The sequence below is a fragment of the Maritimimonas sp. 2304DJ26-3 genome (genome assembly GCF_056591635.1).
This window is the reverse complement of the sequence record NZ_JBWQOK010000002.1, coordinates 81,669-101,425: the sequence shown is the minus strand read 5'-3', so window position 1 is coordinate 101,425 and position 19,757 is coordinate 81,669. Positions and strand designations below refer to the sequence as shown.

At 31.7% G+C, this 19,757-nt stretch carries 19 protein-coding genes; 15 read left to right on the top strand and 4 right to left on the bottom strand.

The annotated features are described in order from the left end of the window. Nucleotides 1-39: 39 nt before the first annotated feature. Nucleotides 40-651 carry a dioxygenase family protein gene (locus AC1EUV_RS05275; protein WP_480197639.1) on the top strand — a complete coding sequence of 204 codons (612 nt, stop codon included), beginning with the start codon at nt 40-42 and terminating at the stop codon, nt 649-651. Here the strand turns inward: AC1EUV_RS05275 and AC1EUV_RS05270 are convergent. After that, nucleotides 648-1,538 carry a DUF72 domain-containing protein gene (locus AC1EUV_RS05270; protein ID WP_480197638.1) on the bottom strand — a complete coding sequence of 297 codons (891 nt, stop codon included), beginning with the start codon at nt 1,536-1,538 and terminating at the stop codon, nt 648-650. The genes AC1EUV_RS05275 and AC1EUV_RS05270 overlap by 4 nt on opposite strands. 93 nt (nt 1,539-1,631) lie before the next feature. Between AC1EUV_RS05270 and AC1EUV_RS05265 the strand changes: the two genes are divergently transcribed. Next, entirely contained in the window at nt 1,632-2,039 is a 408-nt protein-coding gene (locus tag AC1EUV_RS05265) for a glyoxalase (RefSeq protein ID WP_480197637.1), read from the top strand. On the opposite strand, the gene AC1EUV_RS05260 is transcribed toward AC1EUV_RS05265, so the two are convergent. Continuing rightward, entirely contained in the window at nt 2,032-2,901 is an 870-nt protein-coding gene (locus AC1EUV_RS05260; RefSeq protein WP_480197636.1) for an SIR2 family protein, read from the bottom strand. The genes AC1EUV_RS05265 and AC1EUV_RS05260 overlap by 8 nt on opposite strands. A gap of 6 nt (nt 2,902-2,907) precedes the next feature. Continuing rightward, a complete protein-coding gene (locus AC1EUV_RS05255) occupies nt 2,908-3,585 on the bottom strand; it encodes a DUF2461 domain-containing protein (RefSeq protein WP_480197635.1) in 678 nt (225 codons plus the stop codon). Nucleotides 3,586-3,703: 118 nt separating this feature from the next. Between AC1EUV_RS05255 and AC1EUV_RS05250 the strand changes: the two genes are divergently transcribed. Continuing rightward, the gene (locus AC1EUV_RS05250) at nt 3,704-4,120 is read left to right on the top strand and encodes a hypothetical protein (RefSeq protein WP_480197634.1); all 417 of its coding nucleotides are present in this window, start codon (nt 3,704-3,706) and stop codon (nt 4,118-4,120) included. A 48-nt stretch (nt 4,121-4,168) separates the two neighbouring features. Here AC1EUV_RS05250 and AC1EUV_RS05245 read toward each other — a convergent pair whose 3' ends face one another. Continuing rightward, nucleotides 4,169-5,071, bottom strand: coding sequence for a patatin-like phospholipase family protein (locus tag AC1EUV_RS05245; RefSeq protein WP_480197633.1), 903 nt, complete (start codon nt 5,069-5,071; stop codon nt 4,169-4,171). A gap of 67 nt (nt 5,072-5,138) precedes the next feature. On the opposite strand from AC1EUV_RS05245, the gene AC1EUV_RS05240 reads away from it, so the two are divergent. The 12 genes from AC1EUV_RS05240 to AC1EUV_RS05185 all read left to right on the top strand — a co-directional run bounded on the left by AC1EUV_RS05240 (nt 5,139) and on the right by AC1EUV_RS05185 (nt 19,738). Further along, complete coding sequence (locus AC1EUV_RS05240; protein WP_480197632.1) at nt 5,139-6,179, top strand: WD40/YVTN/BNR-like repeat-containing protein; 1,041 nt, start codon at nt 5,139-5,141, stop codon at nt 6,177-6,179. After that, entirely contained in the window at nt 6,179-6,739 is a 561-nt protein-coding gene (locus AC1EUV_RS05235) for a hypothetical protein (RefSeq protein WP_480197631.1), read from the top strand. Before AC1EUV_RS05240 ends, AC1EUV_RS05235 begins: the two co-directional genes overlap by 1 nt. A gap of 171 nt (nt 6,740-6,910) precedes the next feature. Further along, complete coding sequence (locus AC1EUV_RS05230; RefSeq protein WP_480197630.1) at nt 6,911-7,951, top strand: hypothetical protein; 1,041 nt, start codon at nt 6,911-6,913, stop codon at nt 7,949-7,951. Nucleotides 7,952-8,033: 82 nt separating this feature from the next. Further along, entirely contained in the window at nt 8,034-9,269 is a 1,236-nt protein-coding gene (gene pepT, locus AC1EUV_RS05225) for a peptidase T (protein ID WP_480197629.1), read from the top strand. An 85-nt stretch (nt 9,270-9,354) separates the two neighbouring features. Then, nucleotides 9,355-10,560, top strand: coding sequence for a diaminopimelate decarboxylase (lysA, locus tag AC1EUV_RS05220; protein ID WP_480197628.1), 1,206 nt, complete (start codon nt 9,355-9,357; stop codon nt 10,558-10,560). A 40-nt stretch (nt 10,561-10,600) separates the two neighbouring features. Then, nucleotides 10,601-12,241, top strand: coding sequence for a M1 family metallopeptidase (locus AC1EUV_RS05215; protein ID WP_480197627.1), 1,641 nt, complete (start codon nt 10,601-10,603; stop codon nt 12,239-12,241). Between the two features lie 217 nt (nt 12,242-12,458). Next, entirely contained in the window at nt 12,459-14,906 is a 2,448-nt protein-coding gene (thrA, locus tag AC1EUV_RS05210) for a bifunctional aspartate kinase/homoserine dehydrogenase I (RefSeq protein ID WP_480197626.1), read from the top strand. A gap of 3 nt (nt 14,907-14,909) precedes the next feature. Next, nucleotides 14,910-15,830 (top strand): homoserine kinase, encoded by a 921-nt coding sequence (locus tag AC1EUV_RS05205; RefSeq protein WP_480197625.1) that lies wholly within the window; start codon nt 14,910-14,912, stop codon nt 15,828-15,830. Then, nucleotides 15,831-17,117: a threonine synthase gene (gene thrC, locus AC1EUV_RS05200; RefSeq protein WP_480197624.1), complete on the top strand. Its 1,287-nt coding sequence runs from the start codon at nt 15,831-15,833 to the stop codon at nt 17,115-17,117. It abuts the gene before it with no gap. Nucleotides 17,118-17,151: 34 nt separating this feature from the next. Beyond that, nucleotides 17,152-18,234 (top strand): glycine cleavage system aminomethyltransferase GcvT, encoded by a 1,083-nt coding sequence (gene gcvT, locus AC1EUV_RS05195; protein ID WP_480197623.1) that lies wholly within the window; start codon nt 17,152-17,154, stop codon nt 18,232-18,234. 78 nt (nt 18,235-18,312) lie between these two features. Beyond that, entirely contained in the window at nt 18,313-18,597 is a 285-nt protein-coding gene (locus tag AC1EUV_RS05190) for a 4a-hydroxytetrahydrobiopterin dehydratase (protein ID WP_480197622.1), read from the top strand. Nucleotides 18,598-18,610: 13 nt separating this feature from the next. Continuing rightward, nucleotides 18,611-19,738, top strand: coding sequence for a lactonase family protein (locus tag AC1EUV_RS05185; RefSeq protein ID WP_480197621.1), 1,128 nt, complete (start codon nt 18,611-18,613; stop codon nt 19,736-19,738). Nucleotides 19,739-19,757: the final 19 nt, after the last annotated feature.

The following is a 19,757-nucleotide window of genomic DNA, read 5'->3' as shown; positions in this document are numbered from 1 at the left end:
TAACTCATAATTTTAAAGGAAATCATAAATTTTAAAGATATGAGATTTTTACTCATAGCATGCATATTAAGTATTGGTTGTGCTAATTCTCAAAAAAATAATAGTAAAGTTGGAGGCAACTGTGAGGGATGCGAAGCTATTTATGAATATGGTGACCACGTTTTAAATCAAGTTGATACTTTACCAGGGTTTGAAAGCGGCTTTCAAAAAATAAAAGTTACTGGAATTATTTATAAAAAGGATGGTAAAACACCAGCTAAAGATGTTGTTTTATATGCTTATCACACAGATCAACAAGGTATTTATCCTAAAAAGGATGATTCTAAAGGTTGGGAGCGTCGTCATGGATATTTACGAGGATGGATAAAGACAGATAGAACGGGTAGGTACACTTTTTACACTTTACGTCCTGCTTCCTATCCTAACACAACTATAGAACAACATATACATTTAACTGTTAAAGAGCCTGACAAAAATGAATATTATATTGATGATATTACGTTTGCAGATGATCCGAATTTAAGTAATAGAACAAAAAATAGACAAAAACCTCGTGGAGGAAAGGGTATTGTGGTTTTAAAAAAAGAAAATGGAATGTTAATAGCTAACCGTGATATTATATTAGGGAAAAACATCCCTAATTACCCTTAAAATAAAGTTGAAGGCTCCTTAGCCATTTGAGGAATTATAAGGTTTGTTCCTAACTCTTTATTCAAATTTTTAATGAAATGTGCTGAAAGCAATGGCGAAGCCTTCTCCAAATTTTGATGAACAAAAAAATGAATTTTTTCCAATCCATTTTCTACCCATTCTTTTAGCCTAATAACCCAATCATCTAGGCGATCATAATCACTCTCATGATTAGCCCCAACGTATCTAATAAAAGCTTCGTTATTGGTTAAACGCATATGCATTAGATCTCTACGTCCTGCAGTATCAACTAGAACATTTGCTATGTTATTTTCTTCTAGTAAATGATATAGTTCTTTAGCAACTTTATCGTTATTAAACCAATTTGTATGTCTAAACTCCATTGCAAGTGGTATTTCTTTTGGCCAACCTTCGGCGAAAGTCACTACTCTATCAAAGTCTTTTGGAGCAAAATTAGAATGCATTTGTAGAAAAATAGTGCCTAATTTCTCTTTAAAATTAGCTGCACCGTATAAATAATTATCTACTGATTCAGTTATATCATTTAAACGTTTCCAATGACTAATTTCTTGATTTAGTTTTGGAAAGAACTTAAATCCTACAGGAGTTTTTTCATTCCATTTCTCAAATTGTTCGGGTGGAAAGTACCGGTAGAATGTTGCATTTAATTCAATACTATTGAACTGACTAGCGTAATAGGCTAATTCATCCTTTGTACCTCTAGGGTAAAATCCTTTTAGGTCTTGTCGATTCCATTTAGCACAACCAACATAAACTTCTAATTGTTGATTACTTTTTGAACAAGTTAATACTCTTCTAGTCTCAATATGATCCTTAGGCATTGTAAAATCTACTAGTTCTGGCTGATTTACACTTCCAAATTTCATTTAATAAATGGTTAATAACTAGTTAATAACTATAATTTTGACTATTGATTCAAAGATACGTAATACTTACTTTTAATTAAACAATTTTATGTTATGAGCGCTAGAAAAACAAAATTAATTGAACTAAGGCCAGTAATTTCATCAATAAGCTTTAACAATCAAATGTCTTCTGATGAGCATTTTCAGAACAAAACAATCCGACCTGTTATCAAATTACAAAATGATTTGATTATTGAAGTTTTTAAAAATTACACTCAAAAACATAAGAATGTTTTTAATACGTTAGCTCTCGAAAAAAAGTATGTATATATTGAAAATGCCATACAGCGTGATGTTAAGTTTAGAAACGCTTTAAAAGGAATAATAATTGGTCAATTTACTGTAGATGAATATAAAATGTATATTCAAAACTCTTCTGCATTAAATAAGCGTATGATGAATATTGTAATTGAACGTTTAAAAGATCAAGTTCAGTTATTTCAAGAACAAAAGGTTAGTTAATATCTTTAATCTTGTTAATCGCCTCCATATAATAATTAGCCCCTATTTCATCAATAATTACTGTTTCTATATTATTTGCTTTCATTAAGGAAATTTTATCCTTATCAGCATATTTTTTTGGAGTATAATAATAAATTTTGTTTTTATTTTTTAATTTATTTTCCAACTGAAATCGCGCTCTGCTCGTTATTAACCACCAAAGATCACTTTCCTCATATCCCAATCTTAAACCAAGTATATGCACATTATTCTTGTAAAATAAATCTAACCAAGAATATTCACTATCTATATTATTTTTAAGCCTATAAATTAAAGGCTTTTTGTCTAAAACTTTATAACTAACTCCAGAAATAATATAATTTCTAAATTGCTGAATTTGACCTCCATAATGCTCATAACCCAAAGTAATACTACTAGGGTAATTTATCTCACCATGAATATGCCAAAATCTTTTATCCTCAATTTTATTATGTCTAAATAAATTATATTTTGTTTCCCTTGGAGTACCAATATTCTTTAAACTTTTAGAAGAAATATTCTTAGAATAAGCTTTTTGCAAAGAATAATCGTAGTTAGTGGTTAAGTAATTTGAACAATTTAAACCCAATAGTTCCTCATGAATTTCAGTGGGTTCTATCACAGAAACAATATTGGCTATTCTAGATTTTAATTCATATTCACTTATATCTCTAGATTTAATTATGCTTAAGTAGATTTTTTCATATAATAACGGAAATGGTATGGAGCTAGATACTCCAATATCAATATTGCCAATTTTAATAATACTGTTCAATAAATGCTTCCATGAGTTTTTATCGTATATATTATTTATTCCATTTCCGATTAAAAGAACTTGAGACATTATTTTTTAGTCTATTAAAGAAACTCCATTCAAATCAGTGGTTAAAACTTCGCTCATATAATCAAACCAAGGGCGAATAGCTTTAAAAGATTTGTCAATTTCTTTAAGAAAATCTGGAGAAGTAACTTCCTTATCTGAATACTTCTTGGTGAATATAAATTGTTTTTTCTTAATCAAATCAATGTTTTCATGTTCTTTATTAAATCCTTTAGGTGCAGTTTTTACTTCATCTCCAACTAGATTTCCCCAAGAATCTTTGAATTTTTTAGCAGAGATAATCTTTCTGAACTCATCAGCATCTAATTCTAATTCTTTACGGATGCGCATTAAATCGGTAGGATTAGGTTCCCAAAATCCTGTGGCTAAAAATGAATCTCCAGGAGCAATATGTAGGTAATAACCACCACGTAAACGAGGTTTTGTTCTACCAAAAGAACCTCCAAAATGTGTTTTATAGGGCGTTTTATCCTTAGAAAATCGAACATCACGATAAATTCTAAAAATTTTCATTTTATCAATATCATCATGTTTATTCAAATTATCATTGATAGTAGTATAAAACTGCTTTATATCAGCTTCTAAATTTTTAAAACGAGGTTTATTTTCTGTAAACCATTCACGGTTATTATTGTTTTTTAAATCTTTAAAAAAAGAGAATACATCTTTAGAAATCTGTAAAGCCATTTGAGTTTTATTTTATGTTTTAAAGATAGAAAACTTCATGAACATAAAAGTTACAATTTTGTTAATACACTGAATTTGATTACTTTGCTGATCATTAACCTATTAATTATTGCAAATTATGACTGATCAAACTACTACAAAACCACCTGTATGGTTTTGGATCGTCTCTATTATTGGACTCCTATGGAATGGTTTAGGAGTAGACCAATATATAGGGCAAGCCTATCAAACCGAACGCTGGAAATCTGCTCTTACAGAAAGTCAAATTGAGATAGCAAATAATGTTCCTTCTTGGTATACCGCTATTTTTGCAGTTGCTGTTTTCGGAGGGTTATTAGGATGTCTATTATTACTTCTTAAAAAGAAATTAGCGTATACAGTATTATTAATTTCATTAATTGCTGTAATAATCCAGATGAGTTACATCACATTTTCTCTTAAAATGGCAAATGTTATGACACCAACGATTATTATTGTATCGTTGCTCTTAGTATGGCTTTCAAAACATGCAGTAAAAAAAGGCTGGATTTCATAAAACTACTGATTATCCATTAAAAAAGCATCAGATTTTTCTGATGCTTTTTTAATCTTTTAACTTGTTCATTTCAAGATGTTGATTCTTAGCATGTTTATAGCCATATTTCCACCATTTCTTCATTAATTTTTTATTGAAGACGAGTGAATTTGTAGTGAGCACAGTAGGCGTATAATATAAATTTAACTTTACGTTTTTATGCTTGGCTTCAAGCTTACCAATACTTACATTGTGGCGTTCAACATGATCTAACATAAATTCAAAAGCATTAGTCATTAACGAAAATGGGTTCTTAGAAGGCAATCTGTTAATTTGAGATACTTCAGTCTCTAAAATAATAGCATCTACTTCTTTAGCACCTCGTAATATAGCTTCTCTAATAGGCACTAAACAACCAAAACCGCCATCGGCATATTCGCAATTATTCTTACGGAGTAAACTCATAAATGGCACATAATTACAAGAACCCCATATCCAATCACAAAAATCTAAATAGTTGTAATCTTTTATAGATTTATATTCTACAGTATTAGCGGTTAAGTTAGATACTGTAATAATAACATCTTTGTCTGAGTTTTTAATCCTGTTAAAGTAATCTTCAGTAACATATTTTCTAATAAATTTCCTAAGATTTTTGCTTTCACCAAAAGTTCTTCGACCATTAATAAAATTCCATAACGTATTTAAGTGATTCACACTTACAACCTTCTCGCCATGTACATTTCTAACAACAAAAGGATTGTTACTAAATATTTTACGTTGACTCACAGTAGTATAAATAGCTTTAAGTTCTCGTAATTTACCTAAAGCAAGGTGTGAAACCATTAAACTGCCAGTAGACGTACCTAAGAATAGATCGTAATCCTTTTCTTTTTTATCAATCAGATATTCTGCAACACCACCTGCAAATGCACCTTTGCTCCCACCGCCAGAAATAACCAATGCCTTCATAAATGTTTAAAGAAAATTAATTGTTTTTACTTAAAAGAATTACTTTTGATAAATCTAAGAATTCTGTATGAATATCAAATCAGTTCTTATTTTATTTTTATGTATCGGATGTATTATTTCTTGTAAAAAAGAGTATCAACCTCGAAATTTTGATACAATTTCTATTACTGAAATAAAAGTGGACAGTTCTAGCATAAGAGCAATTGAAGCATTAAAAGACTCTACCTTACTTTTTGTGACCTCGGATGGTTATTTGGGTTTAGTAAAAGAAATGAAAGTATCAAAACTTCAACAGATTACATATGATACGATTATTCCCCATTTTAGGTCCATTGCTTCCAATGGAGAGCATTCATTTGCGCTAAGTGTAGCAAACCCTGCGTTATTATATCAATTTATAAATGGTGAAACCAATTTAGTTTATAAAGAAGAACATAAAAAAGTATTTTACGATGCTATGGCATTTTTTGATAAGAAATACGGAATTGCTATGGGAGATCCAACAGAAGATTGCTTATCAATTATCTTAACGAAAGATGGAGGGGATTCTTGGGATAAAATTCCTTGTGAAAAGTTACCGAAAGTTGAAGAAGGTGAAGCTGCCTTTGCAGCAAGTAACGGAAACATAGCTATTGTCGATGATAATGTTTGGATTGTTACAGGTGGTAAAAAAGCACGCGTATTTCATTCTCCTGATAAAGGCAATACATGGAAAGTTTATGACACACCCATCACTCAAGGTGGAAAAATGACTGGAATTTACAGTGTTGATTTTTTTGATTCAAACAACGGAATTATATTTGGCGGTGATTGGGAAAATAAGGATGTCAATTTTTCAAATAAAGCCATTACAAGTGATGGAGGTAAAACTTGGCAACTGGTTGCAGATGGAAAAGAACCTGGTTATAAAAGCTCTGTAAGATATGTGCCAGACACATATGGTAAGGAATTATTTGCTGTTGGTTCGACTGGAGTTTCATTTTCAAATGATAGTGGTAATTCTTGGAAAAAAATAAGTGACCAAGGTTATTATACCATTCGTTTTGTGAATAAGAATATGGCTTGGCTAGCAGGAAACAAAAAAATAGGAAAACTTATATTAAATTAATGAAAAAAATAACACTATTAGTACTACTTCTATTAAGTATCCTAGCTTGTAAGAAGGATAATTTAGCATCAGAATTCGATTGTAAAACTAGCACAACTAATGCTGAACTAAAGGAATATCGAGATATCTTAAAAAAATTCAAAATTAAGCTTCCAAAAAACTGGAAAACACAATTATATTATGATGATTATCAATCGGAAATTTATTCTGCCGATACTACAAAAAGTTTAACCGATACATACATAATTGATATTGCTTGGCACCAAGGTGAGTTGAGCTTAGATGAAGAATTTGAAAAAACAGTAAAAGACACATTAGCTATTAAAGAACAACTAACTGTAGAGAAAGCCAATTTTAGTAAATTTCACAACAAACCATGTTATTGGACGCTTTCTAAAGGTAATGCAAATAATTATGCATATAGCAATTTACAAGTGTATATAAAAACGGGACTTGACGAGTATTTTACTGTAACTGCTAAAATTTATGGTAATACCAATGTAGATGAAAGACTATGTGAAGCAATACGATTGAGTGAAAATATGCAGTTTATAGAATAATTGGTTCCAATTTCGATTAAAATACTACCATTTATATATTTTTATTAAAATTTCAGTCCTTTTTCTTATATTTGCATATAACTATTACTCCACATAATGCTATGAAAAGTAAAGTTTTACCCTTCAAAAAAAACTATTAATTAAAATTATATTTATTAAACCCCCTATGCTATGAAAAAAAAATCACTTTTATTTAGTGTATTAATTGTCTTTTTTGCTTTTGTCTCATGTTCAGATGAAAGTGGAATTGAACTAAACGAATTACTAAAAAGCTCACATGAACATAAATCGGGTGAGATTTGTGGTGAAGAAAAAGTTGTAGATCTAATTGCTGGTCAACATATTAATATTGGTACTGTAACTATATCTAACGATGAAACAAATCTCTACGTGAAATATGAAACAACTGGAGATTGGTATTTAACCGAAACCCATGTTTATGTAGGTCCTGATGGAGATATACCTTTAAATGGAGGGGGAAACCCGCGCTTTGGGCACTTTCCTTATAGTCAAGATCACGATAATATTCAAAGTTATACTTATACCATTGATTTATCTAATCTAGATGAATGTTTTGCTGTTGTAACCCATGCTGCAGTTGACAAAATTGTAAACGGAGAAGTTGTACAGGATGAAACTGCATTTGGTTGCGGTGACAAAGAATTTCCAGGTAGACGTTGGGGATGCTATACAGATTATTGTAAACAAGAATGTGAAGATGATGAATGTATTGATGCTTTTGCCTATAAACCAGAGAAAGAGACTTGTTTCCTAGATGATGGGTTTGATCAATGGGGATGGGTATCACAAACTTATTATCAGAACTTTAGATGGTATCAAAATAATTTTGGTGAAAATTATAAAATGCCATTGTATGCTAATGCAGAAGAATGTGATATTTCTAACGGACAAGAAGTTGGTTATGTTGAAATTGCAGCTTTATTTGACGATGATGGTAATTATTATTATTTAAAATATGTAATAACCGATAGTGCATATAAATTATCAGAAGTCAATCTGTTTTTGAGTAGTGAAAATTATCCTCAAGATGCTGAAGGTAATGATACAGTAGCTACAGACTATTATAACTATAGAGCAAGCGGCTTAAATACTCAAGAATATGAATTTCCAAGAGTAGATTGGCCAAATGACTTATTACAAGAATTTGTTTATTTGATTCCGAATGCTAAAATTTGTAAAATAATCGACTAGATAATTTTAATAGAATAATAAAAAAGGGGCTGCTATAGCCTCTTTTTTATTTATTAAATTTAATTTGAATAAATTAGTTTCAATGAAAAAAATTATAGATCGCTTTATAAAATATATAACCGTAGATACTCAATCTGACCCCAACAATCCCGAATTTCCTAGCACCGAAAAGCAATGGAATTTAGCTAAAATTCTTGTTGAAGATCTAAAGGCAATTGGTATGAAAGATGTAACGCTTGATGATAATTGTTATATAATGGCAACGCTACCAAGCAATGTCGATTATAAAATTCCAACAATAGGTTTTATCGCTCACATTGATACAAGTCCAGATTATACAGGTACGAATGTAAATCCTAAAATCCATGAAAACTATGATGGAAAAGATATAGTTTTAAATGAAAAGGAAAATATCGTTTTATCCCCTGATTATTTTGAAGATCTTCTTTTATATGAAGGAAATACTCTAATTACTACAGATGGTACTACCCTACTCGGAGCCGATGATAAAGCTGGTGTAACGGAAATAATCACCGCGATGGAATATCTAATTGAGCATCCAGAAATTAAACATGGTGAAATTCGAATTGCTTTTACACCCGATGAAGAAGTTGGTAAGGGAGCACATTTATTTGACGTTGAAAAGTTTGGTGCAGAATGGGCGTATACTATGGATGGAAGCCAAGTGGGTGAATTAGAATATGAAAATTTTAATGCAGCTGGAGCCAAAGTAATTGTAAATGGTAAAATAGTACATCCTGGTTATGCCAAAGGTAAGATGATTAATTCTATGCTAATTGCTAATGATTTTATCGCTTCTCTCCCAGAAAAAGAAATTCCGCAAGATACTGAGGGTTATGAAGGCTTCTTTCATCTGTATTCTATGAAAGGGGAAGTTGAAAAAACAGAATTGCAGTATATCATCCGTGATCATGACATGGAATTATTTAAAAGACGAAAGGAAGATTTCCAAAAAGTAGCAGATGATATCAATAAAAAACTTGGTAAAGATCTAATTGAAGTTGAAATAACTGATCAATATTACAATATGCGTGAAAAAGTAGAACCTGTAATACATATAGTTGATATAGCGGAAGAAGCCATGATAGATTTAGGGATAGAACCATTAATCAAAGCCATACGGGGAGGAACCGATGGGTCACAACTATCATATATGGGGCTTCCATGTCCTAATATCTTTGCTGGAGGACATAATTTTCATGGAAGATATGAATATGTTCCTGTAGAATCTATGGAAAAAGCTGTAGAGGTTATCGTAAAAATTGCTGAAAAAACGGCTCTGAGATCAAAGAATTAAACAAAAGTCGGTTTTGTGTTTGTATTTACATAAAAATTCCCCTTTTAGTCACTAGTAACTAATTTTGCTCAAAATTATTAATCAGATGAAAAGAGAGACTCTATTAAAGTTAGTTGAAAAATATGACAGTCCACTATACGTTTATGACGCCAAAAAGATTGAAAGTCAATATAAAAGGCTTACTAAAGCTTTTTCTTCTGTTAAGCAATTACGTATCAATTATGCGGCTAAAGCCCTCTCTAATATTAATATCTTAAGTTTATTTAATAAGCTAGGTGCTGGCTTAGATACCGTTTCAATTCAAGAAGTTCAGTTAGGTATAAAAGCAGGTTTTAACCCAGAAAATATTATTTATACACCAAACGGAGTTTCAATGGAAGAAATTGAAAGAGTTTCGAAATTAGGTGCCCGAATAAATATTGACAATTTATCCATTCTAGAATTATTCGGTCAAAAGCATCCAAATATTCCAGTATGTATTCGTATTAATCCACATGTTATGGCTGGTGGTAATCGTAAAATTTCTGTAGGTCATATCGATTCAAAGTTTGGCATATCAATCTATCAAATTCCACTGATCAAGCGCATTGTAGAAAATACTGGTATGACTATAAATGGTATTCACATGCATACTGGTTCTGACATTCTTGATATTGATACTTTTTTACGTGCCACAGAAATTTTATTAGATGTTGTAAAGCAATTCGATAATATAGAGTTTGTAGATTTTGGTAGTGGGTTTAAAGTGCCTTACAAAGAAGGAGATATAGCTACGGATATAGAACAAATGGGTAAGCAATTAACTACTCGTTTTAATGATTTCTGTAAAGAATATGGTAAAGATGTTGCTTTAATGTTTGAGCCTGGTAAATTCTTGGTAAGCGAAGCAGGCCATTTTTTAGCTAAGGTAAATGTGATCAAGCAAACTACTTCTACTGTTTTTGCTGGTGTTGATAGTGGCTTAAACCACCTCATTCGACCAATGCTATATGATGCTTATCATCACATTAAGAATATTTCTAATCCAAAAGGTAGAGAACGTTATTATTCTGTGGTAGGATATATCTGTGAAACCGACACTTTTGGGTCGAATAGAAAGATCGCTGAAATTAGTGAAGGCGATATCTTATGCTTTAATAACGCTGGAGCCTATTGTTATTCAATGGCTTCAAACTACAACTCTCGTTATCGCCCTGCTGAAGTATTAATTTCGAAGGGTAAAGATTACTTAATTAGAAAACGAGAAACCTTTAGCGATATTTTAAAGAATCAAGAAATAGTTGAATTTTAATCATCTGTTTACTAATATTGCGATTAGTAAATAATTCTTGATGAAGATTGTATATAGTTTCTTATTAGTTTCAGCTTGGTTTTTAGCAACCGCCAGTGCACAACAGCAAAATTTTTCACGACAAGATACTTTAAGAGGTTCTATAACTCCCGAAAGAGCCTGGTGGGATTTATTGCATTATGAATTGAGTATGAAGGTAGATCCATCTAATAAAAGTTTAAGTGGGAGCAATAGAATTCGCTATAAAGTTTTAGATAATAATCAGTTGATGCAGATAGATTTACAGCCTCCCATGGAAATTATTACTGTAAAACAGGATGATTTAGAATTAGAGTATAGGCGTGATGAAAATGTCTATTATATAACACTTATAAAGCCTCAAAAAGTGGGTGAGGTAAATGAAATTTCTATTAGCTATAAAGGAATACCAAAGATTAGTAACAACCCTCCTTGGGATGATGGTTTAACATGGTCTAAAGATAAAAATGGAAATGATTTTATTGCCACATCTTGTCAAGGTGGTGGTGCAAGTATTTGGTGGCCGTGTAAAGATCATATGTATGATGAACCAGATGAAGGTATTATTTTAGGCATTACCGCTCCAAAACATTTAGCAAGTGTTGGTAATGGTAGATTAATTTCAACAAAAGAGAATTCTGATGATACGAAGACATTCATTTGGAAAGTCATAAACCCAATCAATAATTATGGTGTAAATATAAATATTGGTGATTATGTACATTTTTCAGAGAAATACAAGGGTGAAAAAGGAGAATTAGACTGTGATTATTGGGTGCTTTCTTATAATTTAAAAAAGGCAAAAAAGCAATTTAAAGAAACTCCGAGAACCCTAGAAGCTTTTGAATATTGGTTTGGCCCCTACCCATTTTATGAAGATAGTTTTAAACTGGTAGAAGTGCCTTATTTAGGCATGGAACATCAAAGTTCTGTAACTTATGGCAATGGTTACCAAAATGGTTATAGAGGTTATGACCTAAGCCAATCGGGTTGGGGTTTAAAATTCGACTTTATAATTGTTCATGAAGGTGGGCATGAGTGGTTTGCAAATAGTATTACGAATATTGATATAGCAGATATGTGGATACATGAAGGTTTTACCGCCTATTCAGAAAATCTCTTCTTAGATTATCATTTTGGTACAGAAGCAAGTAATGCTTATGTAATTGGTACTCGCAAGAATATTCAAAATGATAGGCCAATAATTGGTACTTATAATGTAAATAACGCCGGATCAAGTGACATGTATTATAAAGGGGCCAATATGTTGCATACTCTGCGTCAAGTAGTAAATGATGATAAAAAATGGCGCTCTATTTTAAGAGGCTTAAATAAAGACTTTTATCATCAAACAGTAACTACAGAACAAATAGAAATCTATTTAACCAAGAATATTGGTATCGATATTAAAGGTTTTTTTGATCAATATTTAAGAACTACAAAAATTCCAATATTAGATTATAAAGTTGAAAGAAATAACCTGTTCTATAAATGGAATAATACTGTAGATGATTTTTCAATTCCAATTAAGGTTTTTATCAACAATCATGAAAAATGGATAATCCCATCGAAAGAATGGAAAAAAACAACACTTAAAAGTCTGAATTCAACAATTGAAATAGATAAAAATTTTTATATTAATAAAAATCGTATTAATCCATAAAAAATAATCTATTTTTTATGGTCTAGGTAAAATTACTTTATACATTTGCTTTGTGCTACTAATTAATAAATATACCATCGCCTCAATTATTACTTCTTTCTTCGGGAATAGTATTACTATTATTACTGGCTCAACCCTTCGGGGTTAATATACTACATATCACACTTAGACTATATTTATATTTTTTAAAGTAATTTAATTTTTAATTCATTTTCTTGTGAAAGTTTTAAAATTCGGTGGAACCTCAGTTGGTTCTGCTAAAAACATAGAATCAGTATTAAACATTGTTAAAAAAAACATATCGGATGAAAAGCAGGTCGTAGTAGTTTCTGCCTTTTCAGGAGTGACCGATTTATTATTAAACGGTATCAACGATATAATAAACGGACAAAAGACATTTAAAGTAGTTAGCTCACAGATCGTGGACAGGCATCTTACAGTAATCAATCATTTGATAGATGATGAAGAAACCAAGAATAAAATCTTTAAATACCTCTTGTCAGAACTTGAAAAACTAGAACAACTTTATAAAGGTTTGTCATTAATTAAAGAATTGACACCTAAGGCAGAAGCTAAGATTGTAAGCTTCGGTGAAATTATTTCATCATATGTCATTACAGAAGCCATGAATACAAAAGGGTTCAAAGTAGAAAGAGCGGATACGAGAGAAATTATAGTTGCCAATCATGATTATTTCAATGCTGTAGTTGATTTTAAAGCTACAAACAATAACATTAAACAATTTATTGATAACTCTAATGCAGATGTTATTATTGTTCCTGGATTTGTAGCCTCAAATGCTAAAGGAGAACTAACAGTATTGGGTCGAGGAGGCTCAGACTATACCGCAGCTATCTTTGCTGCTGCTACAGATGCTAAAGTCTTGGAAATATGGACGGATGTGAGTGGTATGTATACTGCCAATCCAAAGATTGTAAAACAAGCCAAAGCTATCAAAGAGATTTCATATCAAGAAGCCATGGAGCTTTCGCACTTTGGTGCTAAAGTACTCTACCCTCCTACTATTCATCCCGTTATTAATAAAATTCCGATCCTAATTAAAAATACGTTTGCACCAAATGATAGAGGTACCTTAATTTCAACTACGATCAGTTCAAGCACTGCTGCCGCTAAGGGTATTAGTCATATCGAGAATATAACGCTTGTTACGCTAGAAGGATCTGGAATGATTGGTATTCCTGGTATTTCAAAACGCGTTTTCGAAGCACTGGCATTACATAATATCAATGTGAAATTAATAACACAGGCGTCTTCAGAACATACTATTTGCATAGGTATTGATGATAAAGACAGTGACATTGCTAAATCAATTATAGATAGCGTATTTGAATTTGAAATTTCAAGAGGTAAAATTGACCCTCTAATCATTGAAAAAAACCTTGCCATTATTGCACTTGTCGGTGATGACATGAAAAATCATCAAGGTATTAGCGGTAAAATGTTTAGTACCTTAGGAAAGAATAATGTAAACGTAAGAGCAATTGCACAAGGGGCTTCAGAAAATAATATTTCTGCTGTCATTGCTAATAAAGATGTTAAAAAAGCATTAAATAGTTTACATGAGCGGTTTTTTGAAGGAAACTTAAAGCAGATTAATCTGTTTATCACTGGAGTTGGAAATGTAGGCAGTAAACTTATTGATCAAGTTATTCAACAACAAGAATATTTGAAGAATCAATTGAATCTCAACGTTAGAATTATTGGTTTATCAAATTCGAAAAAGGTGCTATTTGATGCAGAGGGAATAAACTTAGATACTTGGAAAGAAAAATTAGTATCATCTGAAAATGCTTCATTAGATGAATTTCTAGATAAGGTTAAAACATTAAATCTTCGTAATAGTGTATTTGTAGATATAACCGCTAATAAAGAGGTAGCTAAGCTTTATAAATCGTATCTTAAGAACAGCATTGCAGTGGTAGCCTGTAATAAAATTGCATGTTCAGCAGATCAAGATGAATATACCGAACTTAAGTATTTATCTAAAAAATACAATGCTCCCTATTTATTCGAAACCAATGTAGGTGCAGGATTACCCATAATCAACACATTAAATAATCTAATGGCTTCAGGAGATTCTATCAAATCTATTCATGCGGTTCTATCAGGTAGCCTAAACTTTGTTTTTAATAACTTTAATGACTCTAACACATTTTATGATATTGTAAAGCAAGCTCAAGCTGAAGGATATACCGAACCCGACCCTAGAATTGATCTTAGCGGAGTTGATGTCGCTCGAAAAATATTGATTTTAGCAAGAGAAAGTGGACATCAGTTAGAGTTAGAAGATATTGAGAATAAATCCTTTTTAACAGATAATAATTTGAAAGCAGATAACGTAGATGACTTTTATCAAACACTTAAAATTGATGAGGAACATTTTCAAGAATTATATCAATCAGCTCAATCCAATAAATGCCAACTAAAATATGTAGCATCTCTTAAGAATGGTAAGGCGAGTGTAGGATTACAGGAAATTTCTACTGACCATCCATTCTATAATTTAGAAGGAAAAGATAATATTGTAATGTTCTTTACTGAACGTTATCCAGAACAACCGCTGATTATAAAGGGTGCTGGCGCAGGAGCAGAAGTTACAGCATCAGGGATTTTTGCTGATATAATTCGTGTTGCAAATAATTAAAAGATGAAAGAAATTAGAATTTTTTCTCCAGCTACTGTTGCTAATGTGTCTTGCGGTTTTGATGCATTGGGCTTAGCGCTTGATACGCTTGGAGATGAGATGATATTTAGAAAATCATCTTTAAAAGGAATACGAATTACAAAAATTGAAGGTGCATCGCTTACCTATAATATAAAAAAGAATGTGGCAGGGGTGGTAGCTGAGGCAATGATGAAAGATTACAAGCCAGATTATGGTATAGAAATAGAAATTTATAAAAATTTTAAACCTGGTAGCGGATTAGGAAGTAGTGCTGCAAGTGCTTCAGGTGCAGCATTCGCCATAAATGAATTATTAGATAAACCTTATACACTACTTGAACTTACCAAATTTGCAATGTTAGGGGAAGAAATTGCTTGTGGCACACAAATCGCTGATAATGTATCGGCAGCACTGTATGGTGGTTTCGTACTGGTAAGAAGTTATGACCCGTTAGATATCATAAAGATTCCGACCCCAAATAACTTTGCAATAACAGTAATTCATCCTCAGATAGAAATTAAAACTGAAGACGCGCGTAATGTTTTACCCGAGAAAATATTACTTAAAAATGCAATCACTCAATGGGCAAATGTTGGAGGACTTATAAGTGGACTATATACTGTAGACTATCAATTAATTGCAAATTCATTGCAAGATGTAATTGTAGAACCAGTACGTAAAAAATTAATACCACATTTCGATAAAGTAAAAGAGACCGCTATTAATTCGGGAGCACTTGGAGCTGGCATATCTGGCTCTGGGCCTACCATCTTTGCCTTAAGTAAAGATATGGATACAGCTCTTAGGGTAGCTGAATCAATGGACGTATGCTATAAAAAAACGAGCATACCTTATGAAATTCATACCTCTAACATTAATACACAAGGCGTAAAGATCATCTAAATGAAGTATTATAGTTTAAATAAAAAGGCTCCTCTTGCTAGTTTTGAAGAAGCAGTAGTTAGAGGGTTAGCTCCAGACAGAGGGCTTTATTTTCCAAAGTCAATAAAACCATTACCTGTAGATTTCATCGAAAATCTTAAAGATTATTCAAATGAAGAAATTGCATACAGAACCATTCAGCAATTTATTGGCGATGAAATTCCTGAAAAAGAGCTAAGGCAGCTTGTTAAAGAAACTATTTCATTTGATTTTCCTTTGGTGGAGATTTCCTCTAATGTTTTTTCATTGGAGTTATTCCATGGCCCTACCCTGGCCTTTAAGGATGTCGGAGCACGATTTATGGCACGTTGCTTAAAATATTTCAACTCTAATAAAAATGACCACGTAACCGTATTGGTTGCAACTTCGGGTGATACCGGAGGAGCAGTTGCAAATGGTTTTCTAGGAGTACATGGCACAGATGTGGTCATACTCTACCCTAGTGGTAAAGTGAGTAATATACAAGAAAAGCAACTTACAACCTTAGGAGAAAATATTACTGCATTGGAAGTCGATGGCACTTTTGACGATTGTCAAGAAATGGTAAAAACAGCTTTTTTAGACCAAGTTATTTCAAGAAAATTAACATCAGCCAATTCTATAAATGTAGCCCGATGGTTACCACAAATGTTTTATTATTTCTTTGCTTATAAGCAATTAAAAGAAGAACACAAGGATGTTGTTTTCTCTGTACCTAGTGGTAATTTTGGTAATATCTGTGCAGGGTTAATGGCTCAAAAACTAGGCTTACCAATTAAACACTTTATTGCTTCAACAAATATAAATGACACTGTGCCTAGTTATTTGAAAGAAGGTAATTATAATCCAAAACCAACAAAAGCCACAATTTCTAATGCCATGGATGTTAGTAATCCTAGTAATTTTATTAGAATTCAAGAATTATTTAATGATGACTTAACTGATTTGAAGCGTCATTTTTCTTCTTATTCATTCTCTGATGAAGAAACTCGAAGTGCAATGAAATCTATCTATAAAAATTCAGAATATATCGCAGACCCTCATGGTGCAGTTAGTTATCTTGGTTTAAAAAAATATAATGCATCAAGTGATTCTTGCGGTGTATTTCTAGAAACTGCTCATCCTGTAAAGTTTTTAGATGTTGTAGAAAAAACATTAGATATTAAAGTGCCAATACCTTCGGCAATACAGTCTTTAATTACCAAAGAAAAGCAATCACTTAGAATTTCAAATTATCAAGATTTAAAATCTTTTCTACTCAATAATTAATCAGTAGCTTTGTATTCCTAATTGAAAATTTTGAATGAAAAATACTGCATTAACACATATACACGAATCTTTAGGAGCTAAAATAGTTCCTTTTGCAGGATATAATATGCCTGTGCAATACGAAGGCGTAAACATAGAACACGAAACTGTTAGAAATGGTGTTGGCGTATTTGATGTTTCGCATATGGGCGAATTTGTAATTTCTGGCCCAAATGCGTTGGCACTAATTCAAAAAACTTGCTCAAATGATGCTTCAAAATTATTTGATGGTAAGGCCCAATATAGTTGTATGCCAAACGATGATGGTGGTATAGTTGATGATTTAATTATTTATAGACTAGAAGAAGATAAGTATGTATTAGTAGTAAACGCTTCTAATATTCAAAAAGATTGGGATTGGCTTCAATCTAAAAATGATGTTGGTGCAGAAATGAAAGATGTTTCAGAGAACTTCTCTTTGTTAGCAATACAAGGACCAAAAGCTGCAGAAGCCATGCAGCCATTATCTTCTGTAGACCTTGAAAATATGAAGTATTATACCGTACAAGTTGCTGATTTTGCAGGAATTGAAAATGTAATGATATCTGCAACTGGTTACACAGGCTCAGGAGGATTTGAAATTTATGTTCGTAATGAAGACGTAGAAAAGGTATGGCACAAAGTTTTTGAAGCTGGAGCTGATTACGGTATAAAACCAATTGGCTTAGCTGCACGTGATACTTTGCGTTTAGAAATGGGATTCTGCTTGTATGGAAATGATATTAATGACACTACCTCTCCTATTGAAGCAGGCTTAGGTTGGATTACCAAGTTCACAAAAGAATTTACAAATCATGAAGAGCTTAAAAAACAAAAAGATCATGGTACCGACCGTAAACTAATTGCTTTTGAGTTAAATGATCGTGGTATTCCTCGTCAAGGATATGATATTGTTGACGGTAATGGTAAGAAAATTGGCGAAGTCACTTCTGGTACTATGAGTCCGTCATTAAAAAAAGGAATTGGCCTAGGCTATGTGCCTAGAGTTTTTACAGATGTTGGTAGCATTATTAATATTCAAATTAGAAAAAATGCAGTGCCTGCTACGGTAGTTAAATTACCTTTTTATAAAGAGTAGCCTTATTAAAATAGTATTTCAAAAAGCGAAGCGTAATTTTAATGCTTCGCTTTTTGTATTTTTATAGAAAACAAAATCATGAATAAGTTATCAGGAGATCAAATACAAGAGAAATTAGAACTATACTCTGACTGGGAATATATAGATAATGGACTGGAAACTACGTTAGAATTTGAAAGCTTTAGAGATTGCTTTTCAATTATGACTCGCATCGCGTTTGAGGTAGAAGATCAAAATCATCACCCAGAATGGAGTAATGTATATAACAAGCTAGCCATTCGACTTTCAACCCATGATGCAGGAGGAGTTACTGATAAAGATTTTAGATTACTTGAATCCATTGAAAGTATAATTACTAATTAATAAGCTTTATTTAATGAGACAAATATTTATAATCTTATCAATAGTTCTTTTATTTAACTGTCAAAAAAAGAAAGAAGATATTAAAACAACTGTAATGGATTCTAAAGTAACTCAATCATTTTTTGTTGGAACATATACCAATAAAGACAGTAAAGGAATATATAGTTATTCTCTGCTATCTGATGGTACTTTAAAAAGTAATGGATTAGTAGCAAAATCTAGTAATCCATCATTTTTAGCAAAAGATTCATCCAATAAGTTTTTAGTAGCAGTTAATGAAAACGATAATGAAGATGTAGGTTCTGTTGAATCCTATAGTATAGTAAAAGACACTTTATTATTTCTTGATCGTAAATCTTCTGGTGGTGCACATCCGTGTCATGTTTCACTTAACAGAGATGACTATGTTCTTGTTTCCAATTATACAGGTGGTAATTTAGGCTTATTAAAGCTTGGTGAAAAAGGAGATTTATCCGATTTATTAGATGTTAAACAACATAATGGTAAAGGAACGACAGATAGACAAGAAGCTTCTCATGTACATTTTACTTTACAAAATAACGAATCTGGTTCAATTATATCTTCGGATTTAGGCACAAACGAGCTTTGGTTTTACAAATTAGATACTTTAAACAATAAACTTTTAAGTGCTTCTCAAGATAAACTTAAAGTACAAATTGGTGGAGGCCCACGGCATTTTGTATTTCATCCTAACGGTAAATGGATCTATACTATGAATGAACTTGTTTCAGAAGTTCAGCTTATTAAACTTGAAGATGATGAAACCTATAGTACAAGTGATACGTTTTCAATTTTACCCGATTCTTATACTGATTACAATACTGGTGCTGATATTCATATTTCATCTGATGGTAAATATTTATATGCGTCAAATAGAGGTCATAATAGCATTGCAATTTTACAAATCAATAACGATAATGGACAATTAACTCTAATTGGTCATGAAAACACAAAAGGAGATGGGCCAAGGAATTTTTCTTTATCGCCAGATGAAAAATATTTGCTTGTTGCAAATCAAAATACAGATAATATTATCTCATTTAAACGGAATCTTGCCACGGGCTTATTAACTTTTGTAGATGAAATAGAGGCTCTTACTCCAGTTTGTATTTTATTCTAATTGAAATTAATCTATATAT